Below are 26,089 nucleotides of genomic sequence, written 5' to 3' on the forward strand. Positions count from 1 at the left end.
CATCTGGTAATGGATCGCGCCTACGAGGGGAATGAAACACGGCAACTGGCGTTGGACCTTGGTTTCATTCCGGTAGTCCCGCCCAAGGCCAACCGCGTTGAGCCTTGGGAATACGACAAGGTTATGTACCGGCGGCGTAACGAGATTGAGCGACTGTTCAGGAGGCTGAAAGGATTCCGCCGTATCTTCTCCCGCTTCGAGAAACTGGATGTAATGTTCACTGGCTTCATCCACTTCGCTTTGATCGTCGAAGCACTTAGATTGTGTTAATAGGCCCTAGGCGGTTAATTGGGTTTTATCCCATTTTCACGGACGGTTTGGTTAAGCCCAATGGACTTCCCCCGGAACGGTAGACACTCCGTGGCCTCATAACGAAGCACATTCAAACGCTTCGGGACTCATGCCGCCCAAATGACTATGTCGGCGGCTCCTATTGTAGAAGACCTCGATGTAATCGAATATCGGCACGAGCGAGATCTCTTGTTTTGTAGATCCGCTTGCGGATACGTTCTTTTTTTAGACTACTAAAAAAAGATTCGCTACCGCGTTATCTCAACAATTTCCGCGCCGGCTCATGCTGGACAGTAAGTGGTGGGAATGGCAGGAGCGGATCCAGTCATCACTGCCCTATTGACTGCCTCGATCGGAGTGCACCACAACCGGTTGCGTGGGTTTGCGTCGCCACACGGTCATCAACAGGCATCAAGGACCAGCTCTCGAGCCAGTGTCGGCTTCATGGACCACCCGACCACCTTGCGGGCGTATAGATCCACGATTACAGCCAGGTACAGCCAACCTTGCCAGGTGCGGATCTAGGTCATATCCGTTACCCATGCCAAATTCCCGCTTCAAGCGGTTGGGTGAGACGATGGATGGTCTGCCTGCAATATGCTTGGGAGCCTTGTAGCGGCGAACAGCCCTGATCTGATGGCCTCGCATCAGTCGGGCCACCCTATGTTTGCCATATTGTTCGCCCGCCTCGCGCAGGTCCCCAAATACACGTGGGGAGCCGTAGATCTTGCCGCTAACCATATAGGAGTCGCGAATCAAGATCAGCAGGCGTTCGTCCTCAAGTGCACGATCCGACATGGGCTTTGCACCCACTAATAAAACCCTGAGCGCGCTACTTGCAGCACCCAGCACAGGATGGTCACCCGGTATTCCTGCCAATGCTCGTTAATAAAGCGGTACCTACTCGGATTCCCTGGCAAAGTACCGCGCGGCTTTTTTAGGATATCGCGTTCCTCTTCGGTACGGCGCAGTTGTGCTCGCAGCCTTAGAATTTCGCTCTTGGCCTCCAATAATTCTCCAACTCGCTGTTCTGTCGGGCGCGACAGCCTTAACCTATTTATACAGGCTGTGAATCGACACACCAACACGACTGGCAACTTCGCTGACAGGATATCCACGCTCAATCACCTGCCCGAACCGCTTCTTCCTTAAACTCCGGGGTAAAACGCTGGGTGCTCAGAGGACTTCCTCCTAAGCTCAAATCATAGCCCCGGTTTGCCCACTAGACCGGAGGAAGTCCATCAGCATTTTAGATTGTCCGTGAAGTCGGGGTAAAACTCGAAGCTAGCTGTCCCGCTATAGCGGCCTGCTGAGAAAGAGGTCTTTTTTGCACCGACACCTGCTTATGTTTTTGATTATGCCTATCAGCTACCTTTTTCGTCAAAAATCAATTTTTTTTGTAGCAGAGCCAGAAATAGTGATATATGATTTAATCATATATTTGTCACTAGACGTGACTACAGCACCAATGGACCATAAGGATGAAGGCCAAATGACAAACAATACGCCACCAGTAAACCCGCCCGAACCGAATCCATTGGCCCCCACCGTAAATAATTTTGTTGACTGGCCCAAGGAACTTGTCGCAGCACTTCTAGCAATTGCCATCGTGGGGATGACACTGATCCTTCTTTGGAACATGTTCTTCTCCCCGGCAGGCGTGGACCCAGCACTCTGGCAGCACCAGTCCACGGTCATCCAAACCTGCTTGGCCTTGGCGGGTACCGTTACTGGCTATTACTTCGGCCGCATTCCTGCTGAACGTGCCGCCGCGTCCGCAAACCAAGCATCTACAGTCAATGCGTTGAGGGCCTCCGACGCGATAGCGACAAAGAACAATATGCTCGGGCAATTAAAGGACCTGAAAACACAGTTACAGCCGGGGGGATCGCCAATGGGCGGAAGCGGCAGACAAAATCCAACCCCCGATGAAGTTCGAGCGGTAGTTGTTTGGCGCATCGAACAAATTATTGGTGGAGGCTGAAATGTCGTTGCCGAGCTTTCTGGGGCCATTGATGCCGCTTTCTAAGTTCTTACCCCCGGTTTCATCTTTTAGCGAAGCTTCGCCCATAGGAGGTGCTGGCGCAAATCAGTTGACCTTTTCAATGCAAAAGCAACAACGGGATAAGTGGTGCTGGGCTGCGACCACATCGAGTGTTTCCATCTACTTTGATGCGAGCTCTCAGTGGAGCCAATGTGCAATTGCTATGACCTGTCTAGGGGAAAGCTGCTGCATTACACCCGCTCCTTGCGATATCCCCTACGTATTGGACGTTCCTCTTAGTCAAACCAACAATCTTCAGGGCTCTGCAATTGCCGCTCCTGATGACAGGGCTGATCTGCAAGCGCAAATCGACAATGGCGCTCCAGTCTGCTGCCACATCGCTTGGGCAGGCGGTGGTGGTCACTTCGTGACGGTGTCGGGATACGACTGGTCCACAGATGATGTCATCGTTGATGATCCTCTGTACGGACCCGACCCGGCACGGGTACCCTACAATACATTCGTAAACTCCTACCGCGGGTCAGGAACGTGGGATTGGTCGTATCACACTCAAGCTTAGTCTCCCGGGAGCGCAGCCATGACTATCAAATCCTATCAAGGTCCGAGTGACGGATTAACAGTGATGGCGGCCGCTCTTGCGGCGCGCGCACCCGCGAAGACCGCCGCATTCTCTCCACTGGGTGGAGCGTCACATGCGGGAGGACCAGTTCCTTTCTACCATCTTTCGCTTGACAATCTTCAGAACGACACCGCGCTTGAGCAATCCGTGCAAACCGGCTGGCGATACCCAGTTCTCGGCTCAAGTAAAGCAGGGCTGGTCGATATCCGTGGTGAAGAAGGAGCAAAGGGAGCATCCTTTGGCGGCTTATCGCATGGGATCGTCACGGAACGATTCCTCGAGGCCTCGGCGCTCGCTGACAAACAACTGGCCGGTAGCGCTGAAGAGTACGAGCCACGACTCTTGGACGTACCTGCGCTGAACTTCATAGCCTTGTGGCTGGTAGGGTCTCGACAACACTGGTTTGTTCCGCTACTCGAAGGACAGCCACCAGGTTCAGCCTCACTCCAAATGCTGCCGACAATCCTTCCGTTATTGCGGTCGCGAGCTGTGCTTCGCGTCGCCACCGGTAGTGGCAGGCCTTCGACAGGTCCTACCAATTGACTTCGTTAAATAAAACCATCCAGGTGGCTTTCATGAAAAGTTTTCTTGTGGGACTATGCGCACTCATGCTTGCGGGGTGCGCATCCACACCGCCGCTCGTCTACAAGTACTACCCTGCAAAAGCAACGGCCCAAGTCACTGTTACTCAGACAATTGATTGTGACGCCGACAAGAGACTCATCATTCTTAATACGCCAAGTGTTGCTTCAGTATACTCCAGTGACCGGAGAGCCCCGCTATTCGAGTTCGACGCCTCCAAATTGGGTGGAGGTTTCACTGACAATGACTTCACCTTCGCCTGGTACGACGACGGACGCATAAAATCTCTTAACTCTCAGGTAACGGGCCAAGGTGAGGCCATTGTCAAGGCTGCGACAGTAATCTTGTCTGTCGCCGTGGGCGCCGGCCCCCCAGACGATTCGGCCGCAGCCGCATGTAAAGTAGTGGCATCAAGGGGCGGCAAGCCCGTCACAATTGTCTATGAAAGCGCGGTGGATGATTTGACGAAGCGAATGAAACCGTCGCGATTAAATGTTAGCGAAAACTATGGAGATATTCACAACGTCTTGGGCAAAGTTGTGAAGCTTCCCTTATTTGAGGTGGAGGTTGAAATTGCCGCCACTGATAATCCAGTACTCGTTGAACAGAGTGCTAATGGCTCCAGCAAGCACACTGTGCCCCTTAAGCTTGCCAAAACGGCGTTGGCCACGGTGACAGTAACGAAAAATAAAATTGCGATCAGCAAAAGCATTGTAGTAGTTCCAACTGCTCATACCTATGAGCTTCCCGTTCCCCGTGGAGCATTTTTCGGAAAGGCCACATTCTCGGTCCAACTTAACGAAGCCGGTGTTTTGACGCAAGTTTCCTATGGGAAGACCTCCGGGTTCGCTGCCACTCTGAACTCTGCGAGCACCTTAGACGCAGCTCTTTCTCCCAGCGACGCAGCCAAGGCCAACGCCCTGAAGTCACAAGCAGACGTAATGGCGCAGACTGCTCGATTAGCTAACTGTCAGGCAAAGCCGTCCGAGTGCAAGTAGAAATCCGCTAGTTGTTGATAAAACTCCCCTTAGTAGATATTAGGACTTGCCTCGATAGCTGTAACTAGGTAACTCTATCCCAACGCTCACTTTAAAGAAGACTTGCTTTACATCTTGACGGACGAGCCCGAGATAGGCTTACATTTCACATCGTGTCAAAATCGCCTAAACCGTACACCTGTTTCTAGGTGGCTAAAGGCAGATTCATGCTAACCTTTAAAGTGGAAAGGCGTTGTGGAATATTACGCGTGAGAATGTGTGAAAGACTGCTTGTGGAATGTATTATTCCCCAGACAACATCTGTAAACGTTTCTGGTTTGAATACATGCTTCGAAAATAATGGGTTAGTCAAAGCTTGGGAGAAAGCATCCAGAGCAACCATTCTGCGCATAAGCGGCGGAAGTGGTGAGTCGGTATCTAGGTCTTCTACAAATAGGCCTGGGTAGAACTCAACATCATCAACGTTTCGATAAACAGCTTTTAACAAGCTTAAAGCAGCAGGGTCTTGTGTAATATCGCTAAAGGATTTTGGGCGCGGCAACGAGACATATTCCCGGTAATCGCTGTAAGCGGGCAAGCGGCACAATCTACCTTGCTGTATTGCTCTAAGTTCACGTTCTTTTAGCTGTTGAGGTGTGTTAAAGACCCCCAAGCGACCAGCCCGACATGCGCTGATATCTTCAAAAGCCTGTGACAGGCCCCCATCCAAGAGCAGCCCGTTGTTCATAAGGGTTTCGAAGAATGGGTAATCCTTTCCTCCCCAGCGAAACTGATTGGGGACAAGTGAGTGCCATCGATATAGTAGGCTAAATTCGGTGGTAATCCAATTGGGTCTGTTCCAGTCTGCTTTCCACGCAATACGCGGATCAACATGAAAACGAATGGTCGGAGAAATATGGTTAATGTATTCCTCTACTACAATTTTGATGAATAGTACGATAACGGCATTTCGAGCAGTCTGAAAAATACGTTCATTGTCCCAATCAGGGTTGTTGTTCTCTATTATCCCAGCTAGCCTGTTGTGTTCTCTCAGAAACAATATATTGATCATGGACACCTGGGGGGCAGCATTGGTACGGTCCCCCCCAAAGGCAAAGATCGTTTCAGCCAGCGGAGTGCCGATTACGCTGTCGAGCAACAGAGGATGATCCAGAGCCTCGAATTCCGATTTAATAATGCCATCCTCAAGCAAAAAAGGCGCATATTCCTCGCCTTTGATCCATTGGGATTTTAGGCGCCCGCGCGCTCCTTTAGCTTGTGATTTGCACCGCAAAGCATCGGTTTGTTCGATGGTACGTCCATAAAGCGGACACATGTCTATGTCATGATTGGATGTGTTCTGCAATCGTACGCTCTCAGGCTCCTTATCAGTTGGCATCCGTGTGCGGATAAAACCGTCTGTTAAGTATTGGGCAAAAGCGGGAAAGAGACAACTTGAACGGGTCGACAGTTTCTGCCCGCCCTCAGGGCGGATGAACAATTTCACCACTTCCTCGATGCTCGACACATTCGGCTTGTCATTAGGCGGCAAGTGCCTCGCACTCCACTTTTTGTCGGTAAGAGTTACCCATGATACGTAATCGTGCGCGGTGGTTAATGGATGGGGGCGAGAGCGGGCAACATTAACGGTGGCATTAATCGCAAGAGCGTTAATCTTCTGGTGCAACCAGGGCCATCGAGAGATTAATGCTAGGATCGCACGTAGAATAGGAGCAGGTAGCTTGTCAAGCATGTAGACTTCCCCTTCAAAGTTTCTCCTTAAACAGGGATCAAACCCTGTACGAGCATACCGACGAAATCCACAAGTCAGCTGCGACCATACTCCCCAACATCACGCTCTGGCTGGAAAGCCTAAATCCCATAAAAACCGCCTTCGCTTCAATGGCTCCAGCAGTCCACCCCGCTAATAATACGAGAATTGCTTTAGAAGTTTTCTTCACTTGAAGCCCTCTTTAAATCAGCTTAGACCCTTCCGCGCATTTTACAAGGCGACTTTATTTACTTAGCGAATTGCGCCACATTAAAGGTGGACCATCTCCCCAAGCTTGCTCTGCTTGTTGACCTTGCGGCCGACGATGCTCCAGGCTGCTGCGACGAACGCCTCCTGCGACAACTGGCGAACATGTGCCGGTGTGGGAAATTCGATCATGAATCTTATCCACCAGTCAGAGCGAGTGCTGCACCAGTATTTGTGCATCTCCGGGAAATATAGGGAAATATGGTGGTTGACGATGGAGTGCTGAACCCGGGTTCGTGCCCGCGAGATCTGGTAATACGTCTTGGAGAGTTCCTGCAGATCATGGTGGCCCGCGAGCATGGGATCCACATACTGCTGTGTCCGGCCCTGCTTGAGCATTTCAAGAATGACTCCGGCATCCTTGGGATCGTTCTTGTCCCACGAGTTGAACATCGCTTCACGGTAGCGCGATTGCGCTACCGAAGAAATGCTGACTACCTCGACTCCAGCTTGGGCCAGGCGATAAGCCAGAGCGCGGTGATAATCACCCGTCGGTTCAAGGCCGGCGCGCGACCGGCCTCCTAGACCCTGAATGAAGGTGATCAGACGCTCAAAGTCTTGTGCGGTGTTGCTCATCTTGAAGCGGTGGCGCTGCCCGGTGGCTGTTTCAATCAAGACAGCGTTCCAGTACCGTGCCACATCAATTGCAATCCAGTGATAAACAGTCCTAATATCGGTAATGTCAGCCATGATAGTGATCTCCTTCGGTCTTAGAGAAACCCAAGGATGCCATTACCTTCAATGGCTGACACCTATTCTGCAGTTACTACGGTCGAGAATTCACCCGTTTTCTTGATATTGAAAAGGGCACAGGTTTGGCGGTTTATTTCGCCGACCCGTATTCAGCCTGGCAACGCGGAACCAACGAAAACACAAATGGCTTGTTGCGAAGATATTTCCCAAAAGGCTCAGATTTTAGAAGTGTAACCCCGGAAAAACTTGCAGCTGTCGTGAAAATACTGAATCATCGACCCCGCAAGTGCCTCGGCTACCGGACTCCTCATGAAGTCTTCCTTGAGGCTAAGCTTGGTGCGGTTGGAAAGTGAATTCACCCATATTTTTTGATAATTTATAAAACAGATGCAGAAATCATCTTGACGCCGTTGCTTACTATAGGCTTACTAATAATTCATCCCTCCTCCAAAAGAAAATCCAAACATGTGCAAGTAATTGATTATTGGTGCCCGGAGCCGGAATAAGGCATTCAAACCAGTCCTGAAGAACCGCGCCATTACTAGCTTCTATGGTGGCAGGTTGAAGAAAGTACCACAAGAGTACCACAAGCTGTGGGTGTGATGAAAGTCATCTCCCCTTGCTAAAGTGGGAACCGAACCCGCACATAGTTTTGATACTCATGTTGGCTTCACTACCAGTTCTTGGATAAAGTAGTATCGGAGTTTGGGCATTGTCCTGTCCTCAATAAACCGGATTAGCTCGTGGCCTCGCGCACTGAGCTTTATGGCCCGCCTGCGGGAATCGTAGGGGTCCAGCTCTACCGTGATTAAACCATAGCCCACTTGTGCCTTAGGACCGGTGGCTAGCTTCTTTATATTTCTTGATACCGCAGCCTGGGTGACCCCAGCGGTTTTGGCTATATCTTCATAATTGGTTGTAGCTCCCCCGCCGAGAGCAATCTTCAGGAATGTCTGGATGGTCTGGATTTGAACATCTCCATCCCCAGTGAAGTCCTTGAATGCTGCGAGTGCATCAGAGAGTGTGGTTACGGTGATTAACATAGTGTGGTTTATCTGTTGCGGCGATTGAAATTTAGAGGATGGAAGTTTGTATTCCACTGCCTATAACGGACGATATAGCGAAGACTTTCCCTCCTCCCTGAGTATTTAAGCGTGCCCCAAGGAATTCTGAAAAGATTGTCAGACTGCGGTGGTCCGTTTTCTGGAGTAACTAGGAGGAAACTTTAGGACCCCCTAACGGACACTAGAGATTACCCTTAACCTATGAGGAGAGCTTCAGGTAGGGATTGAGGGACCTGGGGGTGGACTTCAAGAGCCTACGTTCACACTCTATGAAATACTGCCTTGCTTGCTTACCCTTCTCGTTGCGCTCCACCATGGCCAGTTCTTTAGCCATGTCCAAGGTGATGTGGTAGTCCCTGGATGGCCGTCCACCTTTTGGGTTATTTCCAGAATCGGAAACAACTACAAAGTCCTGATTCTCAACGAATCCGTATAGTGCAATCCGTTCCTGAATCCAGGCGGCAAACACTTTCCCAATACTCAGGAACCCATGTAGTTCCCGAGCGTTAACTGCCCGTACTACCCCGCTTCCTACCGTGCGACCTACCTCTTGGGGAGTATTCCCTTTTTTGGGGGAAAACCTCTGTGAAGCAGTAATCACGCCATCTAACTAGCCGCGCCCTCTCTATCTGAGCTTTAATGGATCATGAGGTAGGAGAGAGGGAAGAACAAGGAGCTGGTACGCAGGGTACCCATTCATAAATTTGGGGTTAAACCTATTAGGTGGCCCCCTCTAGGGGTGCCTTGGTATTCCGTGCTTACTAGTCGATGCTGATCAGTGACAGTGTTAATAATGTCAAAGCTGTAGCTTATATGAATCCAATTGATGGGCGCGCGCTGGTTTGTTGTTAGATCGTAGCTCCCGAGTATTCAGACAGGGCGACGCGGTACTCTTTTACCGGGCTGCGGATATTTACCTCATTGTAGAAATAGTCGAGATAATTCACTGTAGCCTTTAGTGCCCAAACCCCAAATGAGCCAGAAGCCCAGGCGCGCGGGAAGAGAGATTCATTGGGAAGGAAAGGTGATGGTTGGAACTTATGGAGAAGCTTATCGGATAGCTTCTTATGCCTATCCTGCTGGCAGGACCACTCGGGCCTAAAGTGCAATACGGCATTGCGTAGGCTGACAAGAGCTTCAACATTCTGGACAACTCCCGTATCTCGGGGCATTCGTTTACCTGAACGAAGGGCGAGCACAAGGTCAAACTTCGTAATAATACTCTCCCTGTCGATTACCCTCGCAACCACCTCTGCTGCGGCTGGGTTCAGTGTAGGTTCAATCGCGGAGTTTTCGAAGTAAAGCTCGTTTGCTAAGCCCTCAAGTGAAGCCACGGTAAGCGTCACAATACTAAGTGACCTGTGAAAAATTTCCTCCCAAAAGGGACCATATGGTACCGACTCGTATTCTTTCTCGATTTGGCGCACATGGCCTACTGCACGGCTTGCAGCAAAAAGGTGGTGCCACGCCAGATTCACACGTGTCTTGATGCTCACGCTCGATACCTCATCTAACTGGACGAGCGAGCTTACACTTAAGTTATTGGTGGTCATTTCTGCACTTTAGCTTTTTCAGCCAACTGTCGATCTAGCTCTGCATCAAGGATGATTAAGCTTTGTCAATGTTTCCACTTTCTACCGCTTGAGGTCTGCTTTGACTTTTCTCGCTGAGAGGGAGGGGAGCATGGGGAGAGGTAAGCTTTTCATTCTTGTTATTCCTTTTTATATTGTTGTCTCATCTACAGCCTTTGATACTACTCCCACTGTTAGCGGTGAGCCAGTCTTTACGAGAGGATTTGCAGGAATCGTCAGGAAGGGCTTTCTGGTGGCCCACAATTGATTTATCGGCTTAATGGTCATTCGCCTTGCTCTAGCTCATCTAAAGGCTTCCTGATGAGCCACTAAACTCAGGTGCTGACTCCCTCATATATGGGATAGGCCGCAAAAGGACCCCCAAAGTTTCCGCAAAGGGAAAGCATGGGGGTCAGGGGTGGAACTGAGAGACACTTGCTGGCTTCTGCTGCTCGATAAGGAGGGCTTGCTTCCCATTCTGTTCAGCTAGGTCAGCGGCTAGGCGTAGGGCTTCAGGCAGGGATTGGGGGATGGTTGGAGTGTTAGGCCTCCCTTCTTCCAGTTCTGTCATCCTGTCGAACACCTTTGCTTGTAACTCATAGCTGTAACTCATAGCCATCAGACAGGCTTCCCGCTTGGGGAACTGGTAGCCCCTTCTATCTCTCCCGTAAGCATCAGGAAGATTGGCCGAAAATTTGGCCGATCCATCTTCACCTAACACCTGGGGGACTTTGGCAAGGAAATGCTTGTGCTGTAGGTACGCCTCATCATTCCCACGCTGGCTATTAATGAACTCCACCATCTCCAGTGAGGACATGGTTATTGGTGCTTTGATTTGATTCCACTCCCTCTAGGACAGAGGTAGTGTCTTGCTACGGGGAGCCTTGAGGCCCTTGTAGGTGGTTGCAGCGTCCATAGCTGAGCCAGCAATCTGCAAGCCGGTACCTATGAGGCTAGGTCTCGGTATTTGGCTAATCTGTGTCTGTGCACCAGCCCGGATACTCTTGGCTTCCTGGTTGAGTTGTCTTTGTTGAGCAAGCCTATTGGACTCTATGGAGGACACATCGGTACCAAAGTTAAAAGAGTTCTCGTTGATTATTCGATCATTGGTGTTGCCACCCAGCCCTGACTCACCATGCACTGCCCTAATCCTTGCAGCCTGAATCATGTTCTCCCGTGCACGCTGTGACATCTGGTCAATGGAGTTCTTGTTTACCTGGTCTTGCTGCTCCTTGTAGGTGCCCATCTGCTGTGAATAGTTAGCCTGGGAAGCTTTATCACGAAACTTTGCCTGTTGGTTCTGCTGCATGTAGGAGGCACCAGCACCTGCTACCCCTACCGCTAATGAGCCAGCAGCCAGTGCCGAAGCAGTGGACATACCAGTGACAGCAGCAGTGGTAGCAGCAGCCGCACTGGATGCAGCAGCCGCTATACTGGTGGCCATTGCTGAGATTGATATAGGTTCACACATGATGCTCCCCTAGCGGCTTCCATTGGTACTTCGGTTTATTAATAGGTTGGTACATTTTGTATTCTCTGAAAGAAGGGTGGTTTATATGGGAGGAAAACAGGTACTTATTAAAGTGGAAGGACATAGGCTTTTCCGGGCACTATGAGCGAACTGTAGTAATGAGAGGGGGAGTAAGAGTTTATTTATTCGTGGTTTCCTTTGATTCGCTATGGGCGCATACCTCCTCCTCATACTTGCTAGTGCGCGCTTCGATAATACTGGAAAGACCCTTTAGGGCTGAGGGAGAGACCTTGATGTATCGCTGGGCTGATTGAATACTCCTGTGCCCCATGACTTTCTGCAAGCGGAAAGCATCCGTGCCTGCGTTAGCCAGGGTGGAACCATAGGTATGACGGAAGGCATGAAGGACAAACTCTTTATCATGCTCCAGGCCCATCTTTATCCGAATCCTCGCCCATGTATGAATGATGACGCTGGGACTCAGAGGGCGAAACACTGGAGCCACTTTGCGCCTCTTGAGAATCTCTAAGGAGCGAGTGGTTAAGGGCACAATCCTATCATCCCCGTTCTTGGTATCCACAATCAGGACTGCCCTGTTGTCCACATCCACATTCCTAGGTTGAATTCCGAGGGCTTCTGATTGGCGCATCCCGGTATCAGCAAGGATAACAATAAGGTCCGCCATTGCCTTTTCAAAGGGACTACTTTGGATGCAAAGTGAAATTGCCCTGGCCTCTTCAGCGGGGGTTATAAGCCTTCTCCTAGCATTCCGAACCTTGTAGCGCACCATGGTAGGCTTTTCCCCTTTGTACCTCTTCCACTTGATCGCTTCATCAAATAGGACCGAAACAAGAGATAACCTTTTGTTGATCGTGGAGGCGCTCTTGCCGCGTCGCCTAAGCCTTTCCGCATAATCTAGAAGGACCTCATCAGTTATCTTGGAGAGTGTACGCTTCGCCCCAAAGTGGTCCTCCATGCTTTTATAAATCAATTCAATAGAATCCAATCTCTTTGCAGACCGCCACTGGTCACGTACACGCAGGGCATGGGCGAATGCTTCAGAAAGAGTGATTGTCCCTACAGGTGTTTGCTTGTTGGCCTCTTTGTCACCGTATCTCAGCTTTGTTTCAAGAGCCTTGGCCTCTGCGTAATCAGTAGTATGCAGGGATTTCCTTATACGCTTACCCTCAGGGGTCCTGAAGTCGCACCAATAGATATTCCCTGGGGAGCGTACCTTTAACATGACTATCCTCGCATTAACTCGCGAATAACATGAGAGCGGATAGGCGGGAGCATTGCATTCTCAATATGCCGCACTAACTCATGCCCCCGGGCCGTCAACTTGACTATTCTTCTCCTGTTATCAAGCGGGTCTAGTGTCATGGTTATGAGGCTATAACCTTCCTGTCCCCGTGGGCCTTCACACATCTTCTTTAGGTTCCGGCTAGCTGCGGGTTGGGTGAGTCCTATTTGCCTAGCTAATTCATCTAGGCCGGGATTTCCATAAGCTGCGATAACTAGGAAGGTTTGCACGGTCTGTATTTGTACGTCCGGTTCATTGGTGAACTGCTTGAATGCTTGAAGTGCGGCGGCTAGGGTATTTAAGGCTATTATCATAGTAGTAAAATAAGGAAAATAAAAGATTAGTAACGAATAAGTGTATGTTAGAGAAGAGTTTTCTTGGGCTGGGGTAATTACTGTTGGAGCTATATAAACTGTAAGAGGATAGAATTGTTATTGCTTTGACATGTTGGAAGTAGGAGGAGGAAAACTGGGTAAAACATGGGGATACAATAGAAGAATGTGTCACCTGAAATGGCGGTGGGCGCTACTTCCATTTCATTTGTGGCTTCAACTAAATGGCTTCTAATGCCGTAGTAGCACAGGTGTGGGCTAGTTAATAATTATTTGGCACATCAAAGGGAGGCGACGAAGTGAGTAAAGGTAGAGACAGAACGGTATCAAAAGGTCCCGATGGGACTTGGGGGAACAAAAGGAATGACGCTGAGCGGTCTTCTAGCGTTCATGGGACTCAAAAGGAAGCCATACAAGCAGCGAAGGAGATGCTAATCAATCAGGGGGGCGGCGAACTGATCACTAAGGGCGTAGATGGGAAGATTCGCAGCAAAGACACTATAGCGCCTGGGAATGACCCCAACCCGCCAAAAGATAAGGAGCATTAGGGCGCTGCTATTCGATTCGAGGAGGAATGATAGCCATGAAAGGGAGCGCATAGGGGCCTGTGGGTGGTAGCTATCAGTACCTATACGCTCCCACTACGGAGGGATAGACTAGAGGGAAGATATGAATGCATATACTAAAAAAGCTTATTAACTCATTAATGCGGGATGGCCGAACACCTATGCTTGAGCTAGAAGTCAAGCAGGTATTGAAGGATTATGTTAACTCTTACTCTTCAGTGGATAGGGTTATAAGGGATGTGCAAGAGCTTCCCCATTCAAAGGAAAAGATTAGAACTGCAATTCTTCAGTTTGCAAAAAGTCATCCACATTTAATAGAAGGCACCATACCCCTACTTCTCAACCTTTCTTGCTATCAGCAGAATGTGGCGCGTAGGGACGCTGCTGAGCTTCTTGAGGCAATACAGCTTGAACTCGAAGCTGCGAAAGCTAAAGCAAATGAGTTACGATATAGACCAGTTAAATAAACATGCCAGCAGACATCAACACAGCCTTAGGACAAGTGTGAGCCGCGCCCGAAAACCACGAGTAAGCCAGACAAACGAAAGTAGTCAATCCTCTACTATGGAATAGCAGAGTAAGGAGGGTCTACAGCAGACCGCCTATGAAGCTCTACAGTACATTATTATGAGCTTTGGCTACCTATCTCTAGACTTTGTACTCTAGCTCATCCTGTGTCCTCCTGATGAGCCTGAGGGTGACTTTAAGGGGACATTAGGTGCCACACTGGGGGATTGTCCTATCCAGCGAGAAAGCCCCCCCAGATAAAGACAGACTGAAAAAGTCTATCAGGTACCTGGAGGGGCTAGTAGGGGGTGCGCCTTGTGGGGACCCGTGACGTTGCCTTTGACCTTTTGGGTCAGTTCTTATTGCAAGCACTCCTCGTGAGAGAACTTACAATTTGTATCAACCAGGTTGCACGGTAATGCAGAGCCTGGGACTCTCTCTAGGTCCCTATGGAAGGGTTAGGCCCTCTAGGGGACGGAGTAATCATAGGACATTGAGGGGGGACAGTATCCCCATACACTCAATATCCATTGATGGGGTCCCTGTGTGACACACCTCTCGGGCACTGTAGGCAGCATAAGTTGCTACGAGAGGAGGATACACAGGGGGAATATTGTTGGGGGGTTCACAGTGTAGGGAGTATGTCTGCGGGCACTACCTAAGCTCCCATAGAATCCTCTAGACCGCCTACCTTATGGACTGGGTAGTGAGGTAGAGGTCTACTTATGGGGGGAGCAGGTAAGGGGCTACTGTGACAAGCACACTGCCCTTCCTCACCAGACACTCAGAGGCCAACCATCAGCCCACCATAAGGGCAACTACTAGTTAACCATTAGTACACCTATAGTTACACTACTAGTTATACACTACTAGATCACCGGGGGGAGGGCTGCTATGCTTGAGTGGGGTTATAGATGGCATTATTGCTGTAAGCCTATGACTACATTACCTTTTCACGCTTCCAACCCATCCAATTCAGGGGTACCTGTTCCTGCATGAATACAGATAGCCATTGCCAGGGAGTCTATACCAGAAGATACAAACGCGCTAGGAAGCTCTACAGTGCATTAGAAGGTCAAACCATAGGGGCAAGTCTAGGCAAGGGGTAGATAATCTACTGTAGAGCCTGTGGATGAGTCCTGGGGCTGCTGAGGTAATACCGTGGAGGTGCGTTTGTTACCTATATCCATCGTACCTTATCCCAGGCATGGAGTTTACGCCCATTCCAGGTGGTACCAATTGGGTGCCTGAGGTTCCTATATTGTTCCCGCCTGGAATAATCACGGTGGCCCCAGCAGGGTACCTGTGGATATTGGCAGTGTTCCCGTAACTGTCCGAATAGGTAGATATACCAGCTCCGTAGTTGTGCTGAGTCGAGGAGTGCCCATCGGGTCCAGTGCAGACTATCCCGCTAGGTCCATAATCACTACAGGACGTAGCAGCAGCGATACCACTGGCTAGCAGTAGGGGAACAAAGAGGGCATGAAGGATTTTCATGATGGTATCTCCTGATTATTGTTGTGGTAGGGGTAGCGTAACAGACTTAGGAACTTACAGCATAGGCCCTCATCAAGCACAGGCCCTACAGTGCATTATGTATTGATGGGCTAGGGGTGAGTATCAGAAATTGGCCTGAGTTCACTGTAGAGCTTCCTGGAGCGATTATGAGGCATTCTGCCCCTCACGTTCCTATGCCGCTGCCCGTTTCGCAGCAGACAGAATCCGATAAACACTGGCTATACCCATTCCGGTTTGTTCAGCAATTTCCTGACGGGTTAGCTTTTGAGCGGCAAGCTCCAAAACCTTATCAGCCTTTCTCTTTGCGGTCGGTTGCCTTCCTTTGTACTTTCCCGCTTGCTTAGCGGCTGCTATTCCGTCTAATTGACGCTCAAGCATAAGTGTCCGCTCAAACTCAGCTATCGCGCCCATTATCGATAGCATAAGCTTTCCGTTTGGAGTGCTGGTATCGATCTGCATACTTAGGATACGCAGTGCCACACCTTTTTTATCAAGCCGCTCGATAATCTGCAAGAGGTGAGGTAAGGAGCGCGCTAGACGGTCTATCTTCGTCACTATCAGAGTGTCTCCCCCGCGAACAAAGTCTAAGGCTGATTCAAGCTCTCCACGTTTGCCCAAGCTGACTGCACTTACCTGTTCCTGAAACACCTTCTCGCAACCCACTTGCTTTAGTTCGCTTAGCTGTGCTTCAAAGCCAGCAACTTGCTCACGTGTCGAAGTCCGCGCATATCCGATAAACACTGTATTCTCTCCTTAATACTATCAATTAAATTTAACAAGTAGTGATAGTAGTGCTATCAAAACCCAAAGTCAATTCTATTGATAGTATTTGCCGGTAATATTTGAGGCTATCGCATGAGCAGGGCCTATTGATAATCAGCAATATCTCTAAATGGAAAAGAATCTCTAGAGCTAGCTTTAGCGATATGAGGAATACAGAGCGGTCCATTAGACAACTCCACCGAGCACTCTTAAAATGCTGAGTTTCCCGTTACCTGTCCTGGTGCAAATTGAATAGAGTAATCACCTTCATTACCAACCTGATAAATTGGATTACGGGAGTAGCGGTTTGGGTCTTTCGGGACGCCAAAGACGCTTGGTTCTCAATTCTCCCCATAGCTCTGATAATAGGCTGTGCATGGCTAATATCCGGTTTGGATGAGCGAGGGATTCGCATATCTGGGCTGCTGCTTGAGTTGTTAGGAATACTGGTGGTGGCAATAGGACTTAGCGAAAGCCGTAAGTTATTTGGACGCCCCAGCCTCTATCAAGCATTCCAGAGGTGGACTGAACGCCGTCCTAGGTTTGGTGCCCGTAAGTATGTTTTAAATGCCGAGGGAGCCAGTTTCATAATTAATGGTAATGATTCATCAATGGCATTTGGTTTAGTCGGCACCTCTGCACATACTCTAGACGAACGCCTTACCTTACTGGAGCGGAGGCTGAACCTTGCGGATAAACAAATCCAAGAAGGACGGCGCAAGCTTGAAGAGGAGACCAAGAACCGCATGGAGGCCATCGTTTCTGAGGAAGTGGCTAGGATAGAAGGGGACGCTATTGTTCAGAAACAGCTTGAGGAAGCAGTAGTTGGTGGAATAAACCTGGAGACCGTGGGCGTCGTTTGGCTAGCATTCGGGGTAACGCTCTCCTCTCTCTCAGTGGAGTTAGACTGTCTCATTAGCAAACTGTCAGGAGCGTAAAAGCGGAACAGGTATCGTGGAGGTATTTCTTCAGGGGCTACTACTTAGCGAGGGAGGGGCCAGAGGGCCAGCTTACTCCCCCGCTATTTTTGACTGGTTATTCAGTGTGAGGGGAGACCAGCAGTATTCCAGAAACGCTCGAATGCACCTATGCGGATATAAACAGCGGAAAGTCCTTGAAACTCTATAATGGATTTGCGGAAGGTAATTGTGAATGTGGACATGATATTTCTCCTCTAGTCTCTGGCGCTTTGGCAGGATTGCCGCACTCAGTGAGAACGAACTATAGATTCATTGAATCCACTTGTCAACTTCTTTTTCACCTAATTTAATCAAGAGTAGTTCCCAGGCAGCTAGGGGCATAGCTCTGTAATTAACTGTACCAACTGGCGCTAACCAGTTGTGCATCGTTCTAAGGGAAACATGTAAGAGACTAGAGGCTTGCTCCCTGGTTAGCTTGTGCTTCTTGAGCGTGTCTCTTATTTCATCTGGTGAGGGAGATGTTAAGGTAGTGTTCATGTCAACCTCTTCTAGTGGGCTTTGATGAATCATGGGGGTAGGAGGGGGGAAACGCCCAGCGCCATGTCGTAGGGTACCTACTCGGAAATTTGGGGTAAAACTATTTAGGGGACCCTCTAGGCACTCATTGCTTCCCGAATTGAGCGAATATCTTTTTCCGGGATTCTCGTAAGATGGGATAACTCGGCAAGCCGCTTTCCATAAGGGGTAATCCTCAAGTTAGCTGGAATCACATGAATCGAAGAGGGTGGACCGTAAAAGGGGCCTTGATCGTGATTCACTTGAGATAACAGACCCCACCCTTCAAGCTCAAAAGATTCCTGCATCAATGAGCTTAGTTCATCCGAACCCTTCTCTTTATATAGGCAGTTTGTGCGCACCCCCTTCTGTTCCGTTTCTGGCGAAAGCATTGCTAGAATACACAGCTCTCGATAGGTAGCGGATTTAAGAAGGCGCAATAGCCGATTAGCCTCATCTGCCGAAATCTCATCGGTAAACGCTACAGAGACATACAGATAACCTATATAACTGATTTTCTCCTCTTGGTGCTCCGAGCGAGACATCTCCAGGATAGCATCGCATAACTCATCAGCCGAGCAGCGTATCTCTGGATTAAAGAAGCCATCTGTTCTTGGTTTATGCCCCTTTTCAAGGCGGTCCTTGATTTCACTAAGCATAGAATAACCCAATCTATCTAACCGCCGTGTCTCATTAGGGGATAGTAAGTTTAGTCCGCAACCAATAGCACTGGATAATATCGAGGTCCCTACCCCTATAGCGAACATCTCTGAGGGGCTATGTGACAAGTATTGACAGAGTGCGGAGATTCCCGAAACTAAAGCAGTTGGTCCCACCCTAATTAGGTCCTTGGCTTCTCCCGAGCTTCTTTCTTTATCCATATCGCCTTCTATAGCGCTGCTCCCTTTGATTGTTCGTGCGGAACCGATAAGACTTCTATTTTATCCAGCCACCCCTTCAACTGCTGTAACCCATACCCTAGCCCATATTTATCCCCAATATCCTCCTTACCCCATCCCCCTACAGCATCCTGAATGTCCTTAGGTGCCCCTGCCTGTCGCAAGCGGTCTCTAATGGTATGGCGTAGCTCATGGGTTGTCCTATTGATTCCTAGGGACCGTATCCACTTGTTAAGAGTTGCTGAGGCGTTGTTGGCCTTGCATTCAGTCCCATTGGTGTAGCGAGGGAAGGCGTAAAGCTGTCCCTTAACAGCCGCCTGTACTATCTGCTGTGCCGCCCATAGTGAGACACTTACCAGTGGAATATCCCGCTTGCTGGAATCATTCTTGAGGGGTCTCCAAGGATGGGGACGAATGGACACGTATGGAATGGCTTCATTAAGGTGCAAGTCCTCTAGGGCTAATCCTGTCGCTTCAGCAAGGCGCAGCCCTAGGTCAATTTGTAGAGCAAGCAGCCAGCGTACATCATCATTCCGCTTCTTACATTCAGGGATGAGGGTAGCTAACTGGTCTTTATCGAATGGTATTCTTGTTTTGGAGTCATGCCCTAGCTCGGCAATTCTGACCCGGAGAAATGGGTTGCTTTTGGCTATCTCCTTCTCAGTAATAACGACATTGAACACAGCCCTTATAACGCTTATTTGTCGTTCTACCGTGGTGGTTTTAGCATCCTCCGCAAGTCTCCTGGAAACGAACTCATTGGCATCGGAGCGTGTTACTTGTTCAAACTCCTTATCACCTATTACTGATATCAACTTGTCCCAAACACGACCAACATAGACTTGGAACTTCTTATCATTCTTCTTTTGGTGGCCGCTTAGGTAAACCCCAAGGGCATCGTTGAGGCGAAACTTTGACTCTTCATTGATTAACCTAAGAGCCTCAAGCTCTACAGGCCCAAGGAATTCCTCAGGATGGGCTTCTTGCCAATTACCATACTCATCTTGTTCGGCCCCCTCATGCTTTCCCCGAAGATACTCCGTAAATAGATCGAAATTAATCTCATCATTAACCGCTGGCTTAGGCATCAAGCCGAATTCTTCAAGTAACTTAACCGCTGATTCGCGAACACTCCACGGCTTTAAATTCTGGTTGTTACGAAGAGAGGCCCACATCGACTCGTATTGCTTATTCAAGGAGTCAACCTGCTTAGCTACTTGCTTTAAATCGTTGGTCTTGAGGTTTACCTTGATGAGCTGAGTACCACCATAACGCTCTAGGAGGTCTAGAGGTATCTTGCGCTGGTAATAGTAAGTGTTCCCACGGGGATAGACATAGCGGATAGACACTTTGAAGATGCTCCCAAACGATAGCTTCATGCGATAGTACCACAAAAGTACCACCGTTTGGAAATAGAATGGCTTGTAACTTATTGAATATAGAAGATTATATATTCTTGTACTGGTGCCCGGAGCCGGAATCGAACCGGCATGGGCGATTAAGCCCGAGGGATTTTAAGTCCCTTGTGTCTACCAATTTCACCATCCGGGCAATTGATCTTATTCATTATTTTCAGACAAAGCTCGGTTGAATTTCCCTGCGTCGGGCAATTAAGCGATACAAAAGGAAAGTCTTCAGCTGAAAACGGGGTTGATTTTATCACACCCAAAAATCATTGTATTGACTGGGTTTGCTTCAACTACATCCAGAAAATGATCCTCGCGGCTACTGTTTCAAGTGTTGATTTTGTCGGCTGCCTTGAGTGTGAACTAGACCCTTACCTCGCGCGTTCCTCCCGCGATAGCAATATCAAGCCACTCCGCCAGTTTAGCTCGCAAGTCAACATTATCCTTACACACCTGGTCTGACAGGTGTACCAAAGTCCAATAGTCATTATCTCCGAAGCCCGTAAGATGAGGCTGAGCAAGAGCGCGGCGGGCACCTTAGAGGATTCCTATCGCCGAAACGGGAGGCGTATTTAAATGCTATCGCATTATATTCAAAAAGCCGCATTCATGCTTTTGAGACGTGACCTGATTTCAAGATGGGCAAAACGATCGGGGTTCCCGCTTGCGCCTAGCCCGACCGTTCATCGCCTACGGAGCGAATAAATGCGTGGACCCCGTATTCAAAAACCGTCTGAATTATCTGATTCCTCACCTCTTCCTTTAAACCGGTGCCTCGCCAAATCACGAAAAACGGATGAAGGCGCCGTGTTGCCCGGAAGGCTGGTGCTGAGCCACTGCCACATCGTGGGTGAAGTAGCGCGGGCGGTGATGATGCGAATGCCGGACTGGTTGCGGGTGGAATTGTTTCCAGATGGCGCTGAATTGATCGCTGCTACCCATGATATCGGAAAGGTCAGCCCGACTTTTCAGAAGAAAATTTATTCCGCGCTATCCCGAAGAGATGATGCCGTGCTTTCATCGCTGAAGGCGTATAACGCCGAAACCGAGAAATGCTGGGGAGGGCATGGCGGCGTCAGCCAAGCAACAGCGGAAGCCCAGAATGTCGGGAGATATATTCCGGAAATCCTGGGCCAGCATCATGGATTTTCGCCAAATTTAGCTGCTTACCAAGCTGTCAGCGAAGTATTCGGCGGCGAGTCATGGCAAGCGCAACGTATCGAATTGCTGGCGCAGCTCAAACAGGCGCTGAATACCAATTTCCCCATCGTGAAGGATGCGTTGCAGGCGCGCGTACTTGCCGGGCTCACCACGGTCTCCGACTGGATCGGATCCGGGTCGCTGTTTGAAGACCCCGACGGCGATTGGCGGCTCAAAATCGAACAAGCATTGGATTCCGCCGGATTCATGCAGCCACAATTGAAACCCGGTTCAAGTTTCCTCGAAGTATTTGGCTTTGCACCTAAAGCTGCTCAAATCAGGCTGATCGAGGCGGCGGATCAGCCTGGCGTGTATGTGCTCGAAGCTCCGATGGGATTGGGAAAAACCGAGGCTGCCCTGTATGCAGCTTATCAATTACTGCAAAAAAAACGGGCCACGGGCATTTATTTCGCGCTGCCTACCCAACTTACTTCCGACAAAATCCATGAGCGAGTCAATGCATTCCTGAATCAAATTCTGGAGGACGATTCGCCTCATAAGCAGGCCTTGCTGGTCCACGGCAGCGCATGGCTGAAACAGTTCGAAATGGGCGAGGAGGGCGGTCCCGGCGGCGCGTGGTTTGCGCAAGGAAAGCGTGGCATCCTGGCGCCATTTGCCGTGGGTACGGTTGACCAGGCCCTGATGGCGGTGATGAATGTCAAACACGGCTTTGTTCGCACCTTCGGCTTGGCTGGCAAAGTAGTGATACTGGATGAAGTACATTCGTACGACAGCTTTACCGGCACGATTCTGGATGCGCTCGTTAAAGCGCTGCGCCAACTGCATTGCACCGTCATTATCCTGAGCGCCACGCTGACGCAGGAGCGCAGAGCCACATTGCTGGGCATCGCGCCACAGGGTAATGCCTGCCCTCTGAGTCCTTACCCTTTGATTACCGCACAGCCTAAGAATGGTGGTTTCACAGAAATATCCGTGGAACGAATTCCCGATGTTTCGGTAACCATTGCTCATCGCTTTGAAACCGACGCTATTGAAGAGGTTTTGCGCCGGGCTGAAGAAGGTCAGCAAGTGCTGTGGATAGAAAACACCGTAAAGGAGGCGCAAGCTCTCTACCGGAAGCTAGCCGCACGCACCAGTGGAATGGAGGTGAAGTGCGGCCTGCTGCATTCGCGCTTCACCAAATCCGATCGGGCCGCCAATGAAAATGTATGGGTTACCTGTTTTGGCAAAGGCGGGGCTGAAGCCCGCGCACGGCAAGGGCGCATTCTTGTCGGCACACAAGTGCTCGAACAATCCCTGGATATCGACGCTGATTTCCTGGTTACCCGTATCGCCCCCACCGACATGCTTCTGCAAAGGCTGGGACGTTTATGGCGGCACATGGAAACCCGGCGCCCATACGGCGCCCGGTGCGAAGCCTGGATACTCTCGCCCGATCTGGCCGAGGCAATCATATCCCCCGAGCTGTCATTTGGCACCACAGCGAAGATTTACGCGCCTTACGTGCTTTGCCGCAGCCTGGCAGTCTGGCAGGGCATTAATCAAGTTCGTTTGCCGGGCCAGATTCGCGAGCTGATCGAAGCGACCTATGCTGCGCAAGAGGAGAGCGAGCATATGGTCCGGCACCTGCACCGGGTGGAGGCCATGCGAACCCGGTTGGAGCGTCTGGCGCTGCATGGCCTATCGAAAGGCGGCACCACGCAACCGGAAGAAAAAGCCCAAACCCGCCACAGCGAGTTGGAATCGACCGAAGTGCTCCTGATTCGCGCCTATCAGCAAGACCCCGGAAAGCATGGGACGCAGGTTACTCTGCTGAATAATGAAAAACTATGGGTCCCGCATAATGGACGTTCCCTCAAGCGCAAGCAATGGCGCGAGATCAGCGCAATGCTGATGCAAAACACGTTGAAAGTCGCTGATTATCTCGCCCCGGACGCCGTTAATAAAACACGAATCAACTGGCTCGGCGATTATTTCTATCTTGGGAGGCCCGAATATGAGGAAAGCGTCATGCTGCGCGTGGCACTGGTTGATGAAAGCGGAGCGGTCAAATCACTCGACAACAGTTTGGTGAACAGCAGCTACCGTATCCACTATGACCCATTAATCGGCTATCAAACCATAAAAAAGGAAGGAGTAAAAATATGATATCTGTAAGTCGGTTCAATCTCGTTGATGAGCCGTGGATTCCCGTTGTGGACGCGGGGCGAGTCAGCCTGAGGCAGTTGTTCAGTCATCCGGAATACCGCGCATTGGGCGGTAACCCGGTGCAGAAGATCGCCTTGACCAAACTTTTGCTGGCTATTGCCCAGGCTGCCTGTACGCCTGAAAACGATGACGATTGGGCAGATATCCAACCGGCGGGACTGGCGGAGAGGTGTCTGGCATATCTTGACAAATGGCATGACCGGTTTTATCTCTACGGTGAAAAGCCATTCTTGCAGATGCCAAGGATCAAAGCCGCTGCCGTGCAAACTTTTGGCGCGGTACTGGCCGAGGTTTCTACCGGCAATGCAACCGTACTTATTCAATCCCAGATAGAAAAACGCCTGACTGATGCAGATAAATCCTTGCTGATTGTACAACTGATGGGATTCGGCCTGGGCGGCAAGAAAACCGATAATTCAATCGTTCTCTCGCCTGGCTATCAAGGTAAATTTAATGACAAAGGCAAACCTTCCACGGGCAAGCCCAGCGCATCGATTGGCTTCCTGGGGTTTCTGCATAATTTTTTGCAAGGCAAATCCCTGTTGGAAACATTATGGATCAATTTATTTACCCGGCAGCAAATTTCCAATCTGGGTATTTATCCACAAGGAGTGGGTAGGGCGCCCTGGGAGCAGATGCCGGAAGGTGAAAATTGCCCGATTGCCAATGTAATGAAATCCAGCCTCATGGGGAGACTTGTCCCGCTTTCCCGTTTTTGCTTATTGATGGAAAGCGGCTTGCATTACTCTGAAGGCATTTCTCATCCGGGCTACAAGGACGGGGTTATCGACCCGAGCGTATCGGTCGATTTTTCCGCTAAAGACCCGAAAGCGATATGGGCTGATCCGGAAAAGCGCCCCTGGCGGTTACTGACCGCATTACTAAGCTTTTTTTCTCAAACCAATAACAAGAGCTTTGACTGTTATCAGCTCCGTTTAGGCATGAAACGTGTCATTCCTCATGTGCAAACGCTTGGAATCTGGTCGGGAGGCTTGCGTGTCAGCAGCAACGCGGGCGAGCAATATGTCTCGGGCACAGATGACTTTGTGGAATCGGTGATTGAGCTTGAAAGCATTGTCTTGGGCGAGCTGTGGTTCACCAATCTGCAACTGGAAATGGACGAGCTGAATGGGCTCTCCAAAACCGTTTATGGCGCAACGCTGAATTATTTCAAAAGCCAGAATATGGAAGCCAAAGGGCAAAGTGCACAAGCCGGCAATCTCTTCTGGCAACTATGCGAGCGCCGGTTTCAGGATATGGTGAATGCTTGCGGCGACGCAGATCAGGCCCGTGCCATGCGTCCTGTTTTCGCCCGGTTCGTCCACAAGGCCTACGACACCCATTGTCCCGATGATTCTGCCCGTCAGCTCGACGCCTGGGCGAAAAACCGGCCCAATTTGAGCAAATATCTTAAAAACCCGACCAAGGAAGCAGCATGAGTATCGATACCCAAGACCCCTTGCAAAAAACGGTCCCGTCTCGCGGTAAAAGTCTGGCGTTCGTGGATTACATTATTAGCCAATGCCAGGCCGACAACGGTTTGCGTGCCGCACTCAAGCGAGCCGACAATCCCACCACCGAATACCAGAGCTGGGAGGTGCTGGCTGGTTTCCGGATAAATTTGGCAGACGATAACCAGCGCTTGCCCCATGCGACCATTGCCGCTGCTATTGCCCGGTCAAAAGTCGAGCAAAACGGCACTGTCAAAATCGGCCAGGCCATTGCGCGTTGCTATGAGGACGGCAACGCCAGCGATCAGGCCAAAGCCAGATTGCGCCGTCTATTGGCCTGCGATTCGGTCCCGGAGGCCTGCCGCATCCTGCGCCCATTGCTCAGCCTGATTGAATCAAGAAACAATACCGCTCCTGACTACGCCAGCCTTCTGAATGATTTGCTCTGGTTCGGCCATGATGACAGCCAGACACGCATCAAAGCGCGCTGGGCGCAGGATTTTTACGGCAAGCCGGCAGACGGAGGCAAGGATGAGTGAAGATGCCGTGGCCTATGCCAGCGTGTTGCGCTTGAGCCGTGCCGACATGAACATCCTTGGCATCAAGGATGCTTATGCCTTGCACAAGGTCGTGTATGGATTGTTTGAAGATATTCGTTCGGAGAACGAGAAGCAAGCCAGCACTCGCAGCGGCATCGTTTATGCGGACAAGGGCGGCGACTTCAATATGCGGCAAATCCTGATGCTGTCCAATCGCAAACCGCACCAGACCCCGCAGTTTGGTGAAGTCCATACCCGAATCGTTCGCTCCGATTTCCTGGCGCATGAACGTTATGCCTTCGAAGTCACGCTCAACCCCGGCAGGCGCGACAAGCAAACGGGCAAGGTCGTGCCCGTTCGAGGGCGCGAAGGCATCGAGCGGTGGTTCAAGACGCATGCGCCGCAATCCTGGGGATTCGAGATCAGTCCCCAAAACCTGCAAACCGGGCAAATCAGCGTGCAAACTTTTGAGAAATCCGGCAGGGCGGTTACCCATGGCAGCGCCACGCTCAAGGGCGAACTCACGGTCATCGACAAAGATCGCTTTACCCGGAGTTTCACCCAAGGCATAGGACGAGGGCGCGCGTTCGGCTTCGGGCTGCTTCAGATCGTACCGTTAGCCGCTATTTAATTTCCACCGATTTAACTCAT

Annotated in this window: 23 protein-coding genes, 1 tRNA gene and 3 pseudogenes; 13 read left to right on the forward strand and 14 right to left on the reverse strand. The window is 50.3% G+C overall.

Annotated features, from left to right (window positions below; all coding sequences use genetic code 11):
- A pseudogene (locus BLP78_RS11720) lies at positions 1–270 on the forward strand (IS5/IS1182 family transposase); the annotation flags it as partial.
- A gap of 96 nt (positions 271–366) precedes the next feature.
- Here BLP78_RS11720 and BLP78_RS11725 read toward each other — a convergent pair.
- Positions 367–1,471, reverse strand: a pseudogene (locus BLP78_RS11725) (IS3 family transposase).
- 177 nt (positions 1,472–1,648) lie between these two features.
- On the opposite strand from BLP78_RS11725, the gene BLP78_RS11730 reads away from it, so the two are divergent.
- From BLP78_RS11730 to BLP78_RS11745, 4 genes are all read left to right on the forward strand, one after another.
- Positions 1,649–2,275: a hypothetical protein gene (locus BLP78_RS11730; RefSeq protein ID WP_143002950.1), complete on the forward strand. Its 627-nt coding sequence runs from the start codon at positions 1,649–1,651 to the stop codon at positions 2,273–2,275.
- Between the two features lie 121 nt (positions 2,276–2,396).
- Complete coding sequence (locus tag BLP78_RS16285) at positions 2,397–2,855, forward strand: C39 family peptidase (protein ID WP_371128880.1); 459 nt, start codon at positions 2,397–2,399, stop codon at positions 2,853–2,855.
- 18 nt (positions 2,856–2,873) lie between these two features.
- Positions 2,874–3,458, forward strand: coding sequence for a hypothetical protein (locus BLP78_RS11740; protein WP_090459432.1), 585 nt, complete (start codon positions 2,874–2,876; stop codon positions 3,456–3,458).
- A gap of 32 nt (positions 3,459–3,490) precedes the next feature.
- Positions 3,491–4,495, forward strand: a complete 1,005-nt coding sequence (locus BLP78_RS11745) for a hypothetical protein (protein ID WP_143002951.1) — start codon at positions 3,491–3,493, stop codon at positions 4,493–4,495.
- A 184-nt stretch (positions 4,496–4,679) separates the two neighbouring features.
- On the opposite strand, the gene BLP78_RS11750 is transcribed toward BLP78_RS11745, so the two are convergent.
- Together BLP78_RS11750 and BLP78_RS11755 are read right to left on the reverse strand one after the other, a co-directional pair.
- On the reverse strand, positions 4,680–6,227 hold the full coding sequence (locus BLP78_RS11750; protein ID WP_090459436.1) for a peroxidase family protein: 1,548 nt from the start codon (positions 6,225–6,227) through the stop codon (positions 4,680–4,682).
- A gap of 288 nt (positions 6,228–6,515) precedes the next feature.
- Complete coding sequence (locus BLP78_RS11755; protein WP_090459438.1) at positions 6,516–7,202, reverse strand: IS110 family transposase; 687 nt, start codon at positions 7,200–7,202, stop codon at positions 6,516–6,518.
- A gap of 92 nt (positions 7,203–7,294) precedes the next feature.
- Between BLP78_RS11755 and BLP78_RS11760 the strand changes: the two are divergent.
- Positions 7,295–7,558: pseudogene (locus tag BLP78_RS11760) on the forward strand (IS30 family transposase); the annotation flags it as partial.
- A 306-nt stretch (positions 7,559–7,864) separates the two neighbouring features.
- On the opposite strand, the gene BLP78_RS11765 reads toward BLP78_RS11760, so the two are convergent.
- From BLP78_RS11765 to BLP78_RS11790, 6 genes are all read right to left on the reverse strand, one after another.
- Positions 7,865–8,248 carry a MarR family winged helix-turn-helix transcriptional regulator gene (locus BLP78_RS11765; RefSeq protein WP_090459439.1) on the reverse strand — a complete coding sequence of 128 codons (384 nt, stop codon included), beginning with the start codon at positions 8,246–8,248 and terminating at the stop codon, positions 7,865–7,867.
- Positions 8,249–8,468: 220 nt separating this feature from the next.
- Entirely contained in the window at positions 8,469–8,870 is a 402-nt protein-coding gene (locus BLP78_RS16290) for an antA/AntB antirepressor family protein (protein WP_218118975.1), read from the reverse strand.
- A 247-nt stretch (positions 8,871–9,117) separates the two neighbouring features.
- Entirely contained in the window at positions 9,118–9,822 is a 705-nt protein-coding gene (locus BLP78_RS11775; protein ID WP_090459441.1) for a hypothetical protein, read from the reverse strand.
- Between the two features lie 430 nt (positions 9,823–10,252).
- Positions 10,253–10,657 carry a hypothetical protein gene (locus tag BLP78_RS15635; RefSeq protein WP_176752857.1) on the reverse strand — a complete coding sequence of 135 codons (405 nt, stop codon included), beginning with the start codon at positions 10,655–10,657 and terminating at the stop codon, positions 10,253–10,255.
- Positions 10,658–10,690: 33 nt separating this feature from the next.
- The gene (locus tag BLP78_RS11785) at positions 10,691–11,311 is read right to left on the reverse strand and encodes a virion core protein, T7 gp14 family (protein ID WP_143002953.1); all 621 of its coding nucleotides are present in this window, start codon (positions 11,309–11,311) and stop codon (positions 10,691–10,693) included.
- 178 nt (positions 11,312–11,489) lie between these two features.
- Positions 11,490–12,554, reverse strand: coding sequence for a tyrosine-type recombinase/integrase (locus BLP78_RS11790; protein ID WP_090459444.1), 1,065 nt, complete (start codon positions 12,552–12,554; stop codon positions 11,490–11,492).
- Between the two features lie 691 nt (positions 12,555–13,245).
- Between BLP78_RS11790 and BLP78_RS16295 the strand changes: the two genes are divergently transcribed.
- Positions 13,246–13,494 carry a DUF2188 domain-containing protein gene (locus BLP78_RS16295; RefSeq protein WP_090459449.1) on the forward strand — a complete coding sequence of 83 codons (249 nt, stop codon included), beginning with the start codon at positions 13,246–13,248 and terminating at the stop codon, positions 13,492–13,494.
- Between the two features lie 125 nt (positions 13,495–13,619).
- Positions 13,620–13,979, forward strand: coding sequence for a hypothetical protein (locus BLP78_RS11805; protein WP_090459450.1), 360 nt, complete (start codon positions 13,620–13,622; stop codon positions 13,977–13,979).
- A gap of 1,729 nt (positions 13,980–15,708) precedes the next feature.
- On the opposite strand, the gene BLP78_RS11810 is transcribed toward BLP78_RS11805, so the two are convergent.
- A complete protein-coding gene (locus BLP78_RS11810; protein WP_090459452.1) occupies positions 15,709–16,278 on the reverse strand; it encodes a recombinase family protein in 570 nt (189 codons plus the stop codon).
- A gap of 269 nt (positions 16,279–16,547) precedes the next feature.
- On the opposite strand from BLP78_RS11810, the gene BLP78_RS11815 reads away from it, so the two are divergent.
- Positions 16,548–17,237, forward strand: coding sequence for a hypothetical protein (locus tag BLP78_RS11815; protein ID WP_090459454.1), 690 nt, complete (start codon positions 16,548–16,550; stop codon positions 17,235–17,237).
- Between the two features lie 101 nt (positions 17,238–17,338).
- On the opposite strand, the gene BLP78_RS16060 is transcribed toward BLP78_RS11815, so the two are convergent.
- The 4 genes from BLP78_RS16060 to BLP78_RS11835 all read right to left on the reverse strand — a co-directional run bounded on the left by BLP78_RS16060 (position 17,339) and on the right by BLP78_RS11835 (position 20,224).
- Positions 17,339–17,461, reverse strand: coding sequence for a hypothetical protein (locus BLP78_RS16060; protein WP_256330252.1), 123 nt, complete (start codon positions 17,459–17,461; stop codon positions 17,339–17,341).
- 411 nt (positions 17,462–17,872) lie between these two features.
- Positions 17,873–18,433 carry a hypothetical protein gene (locus tag BLP78_RS11825; protein WP_090459455.1) on the reverse strand — a complete coding sequence of 187 codons (561 nt, stop codon included), beginning with the start codon at positions 18,431–18,433 and terminating at the stop codon, positions 17,873–17,875.
- Between the two features lie 230 nt (positions 18,434–18,663).
- Entirely contained in the window at positions 18,664–20,052 is a 1,389-nt protein-coding gene (locus BLP78_RS11830) for a phage integrase (RefSeq protein WP_090459457.1), read from the reverse strand.
- 83 nt (positions 20,053–20,135) lie between these two features.
- Positions 20,136–20,224 (reverse strand) — tRNA-Leu (locus BLP78_RS11835).
- A 560-nt stretch (positions 20,225–20,784) separates the two neighbouring features.
- On the opposite strand from BLP78_RS11835, the gene BLP78_RS11840 reads away from it, so the two are divergent.
- From BLP78_RS11840 to cas6e, 4 genes are read left to right on the forward strand one after another with little or no spacing between them, the layout of a single operon-like run.
- Complete coding sequence (locus BLP78_RS11840; RefSeq protein WP_090459458.1) at positions 20,785–23,388, forward strand: CRISPR-associated helicase/endonuclease Cas3; 2,604 nt, start codon at positions 20,785–20,787, stop codon at positions 23,386–23,388.
- Positions 23,385–24,887 carry a type I-E CRISPR-associated protein Cse1/CasA gene (gene casA, locus BLP78_RS11845; RefSeq protein ID WP_090459460.1) on the forward strand — a complete coding sequence of 501 codons (1,503 nt, stop codon included), beginning with the start codon at positions 23,385–23,387 and terminating at the stop codon, positions 24,885–24,887. Before BLP78_RS11840 ends, casA begins: the two co-directional genes overlap by 4 nt.
- Positions 24,884–25,438 carry a type I-E CRISPR-associated protein Cse2/CasB gene (casB, locus tag BLP78_RS11850; RefSeq protein ID WP_090459461.1) on the forward strand — a complete coding sequence of 185 codons (555 nt, stop codon included), beginning with the start codon at positions 24,884–24,886 and terminating at the stop codon, positions 25,436–25,438. Before casA ends, casB begins: the two co-directional genes overlap by 4 nt.
- Positions 25,431–26,069 carry a type I-E CRISPR-associated protein Cas6/Cse3/CasE gene (gene cas6e, locus BLP78_RS11855; RefSeq protein WP_090459463.1) on the forward strand — a complete coding sequence of 213 codons (639 nt, stop codon included), beginning with the start codon at positions 25,431–25,433 and terminating at the stop codon, positions 26,067–26,069. Before casB ends, cas6e begins: the two co-directional genes overlap by 8 nt.
- Positions 26,070–26,089: the final 20 nt, after the last annotated feature.

Origin of the sequence: Nitrosospira sp. Nsp1 (assembly GCF_900100985.1) — a bacterium.
GTDB lineage: Bacteria > Pseudomonadota > Gammaproteobacteria > Burkholderiales > Nitrosomonadaceae > Nitrosospira.

Excerpts from the sequence above, each read along its gene's own strand:
- BLP78_RS11730 (WP_143002950.1), top strand. The coding sequence starts at position 1,649 with ATGCCTATCAGCTACCTTTTTCGTCAAAAATCAATTTTTTTTGTAGCA.
- BLP78_RS16285 (WP_371128880.1), top strand. The coding sequence starts at position 2,397 with ATGCAAAAGCAACAACGGGATAAGTGGTGCTGGGCTGCGACCACATCG.
- BLP78_RS11740 (WP_090459432.1), top strand. The coding sequence starts at position 2,874 with ATGACTATCAAATCCTATCAAGGTCCGAGTGACGGATTAACAGTGATG.
- BLP78_RS11745 (WP_143002951.1), top strand. The coding sequence starts at position 3,491 with ATGAAAAGTTTTCTTGTGGGACTATGCGCACTCATGCTTGCGGGGTGC.
- BLP78_RS11750 (WP_090459436.1), bottom strand. The coding sequence starts at position 6,227 with ATGCTTGACAAGCTACCTGCTCCTATTCTACGTGCGATCCTAGCATTA.
- BLP78_RS11755 (WP_090459438.1), bottom strand. The coding sequence starts at position 7,202 with ATGGCTGACATTACCGATATTAGGACTGTTTATCACTGGATTGCAATT.
- BLP78_RS11765 (WP_090459439.1), bottom strand. The coding sequence starts at position 8,248 with ATGTTAATCACCGTAACCACACTCTCTGATGCACTCGCAGCATTCAAG.
- BLP78_RS11775 (WP_090459441.1), bottom strand. The coding sequence starts at position 9,822 with ATGACCACCAATAACTTAAGTGTAAGCTCGCTCGTCCAGTTAGATGAG.
- BLP78_RS15635 (WP_176752857.1), bottom strand. The coding sequence starts at position 10,657 with ATGTCCTCACTGGAGATGGTGGAGTTCATTAATAGCCAGCGTGGGAAT.
- BLP78_RS11785 (WP_143002953.1), bottom strand. The coding sequence starts at position 11,311 with ATGTGTGAACCTATATCAATCTCAGCAATGGCCACCAGTATAGCGGCT.
- BLP78_RS11790 (WP_090459444.1), bottom strand. The coding sequence starts at position 12,554 with ATGTTAAAGGTACGCTCCCCAGGGAATATCTATTGGTGCGACTTCAGG.
- BLP78_RS11805 (WP_090459450.1), top strand. The coding sequence starts at position 13,620 with ATGCATATACTAAAAAAGCTTATTAACTCATTAATGCGGGATGGCCGA.
- BLP78_RS16060 (WP_256330252.1), bottom strand. The coding sequence starts at position 17,461 with ATGTCCACATTCACAATTACCTTCCGCAAATCCATTATAGAGTTTCAA.
- BLP78_RS11825 (WP_090459455.1), bottom strand. The coding sequence starts at position 18,433 with ATGCTTAGTGAAATCAAGGACCGCCTTGAAAAGGGGCATAAACCAAGA.
- BLP78_RS11830 (WP_090459457.1), bottom strand. The coding sequence starts at position 20,052 with ATGAAGCTATCGTTTGGGAGCATCTTCAAAGTGTCTATCCGCTATGTC.
- BLP78_RS11840 (WP_090459458.1), top strand. The coding sequence starts at position 20,785 with ATGCGTGGACCCCGTATTCAAAAACCGTCTGAATTATCTGATTCCTCA.
- casA (WP_090459460.1), top strand. The coding sequence starts at position 23,385 with ATGATATCTGTAAGTCGGTTCAATCTCGTTGATGAGCCGTGGATTCCC.
- casB (WP_090459461.1), top strand. The coding sequence starts at position 24,884 with ATGAGTATCGATACCCAAGACCCCTTGCAAAAAACGGTCCCGTCTCGC.
- cas6e (WP_090459463.1), top strand. The coding sequence starts at position 25,431 with ATGAGTGAAGATGCCGTGGCCTATGCCAGCGTGTTGCGCTTGAGCCGT.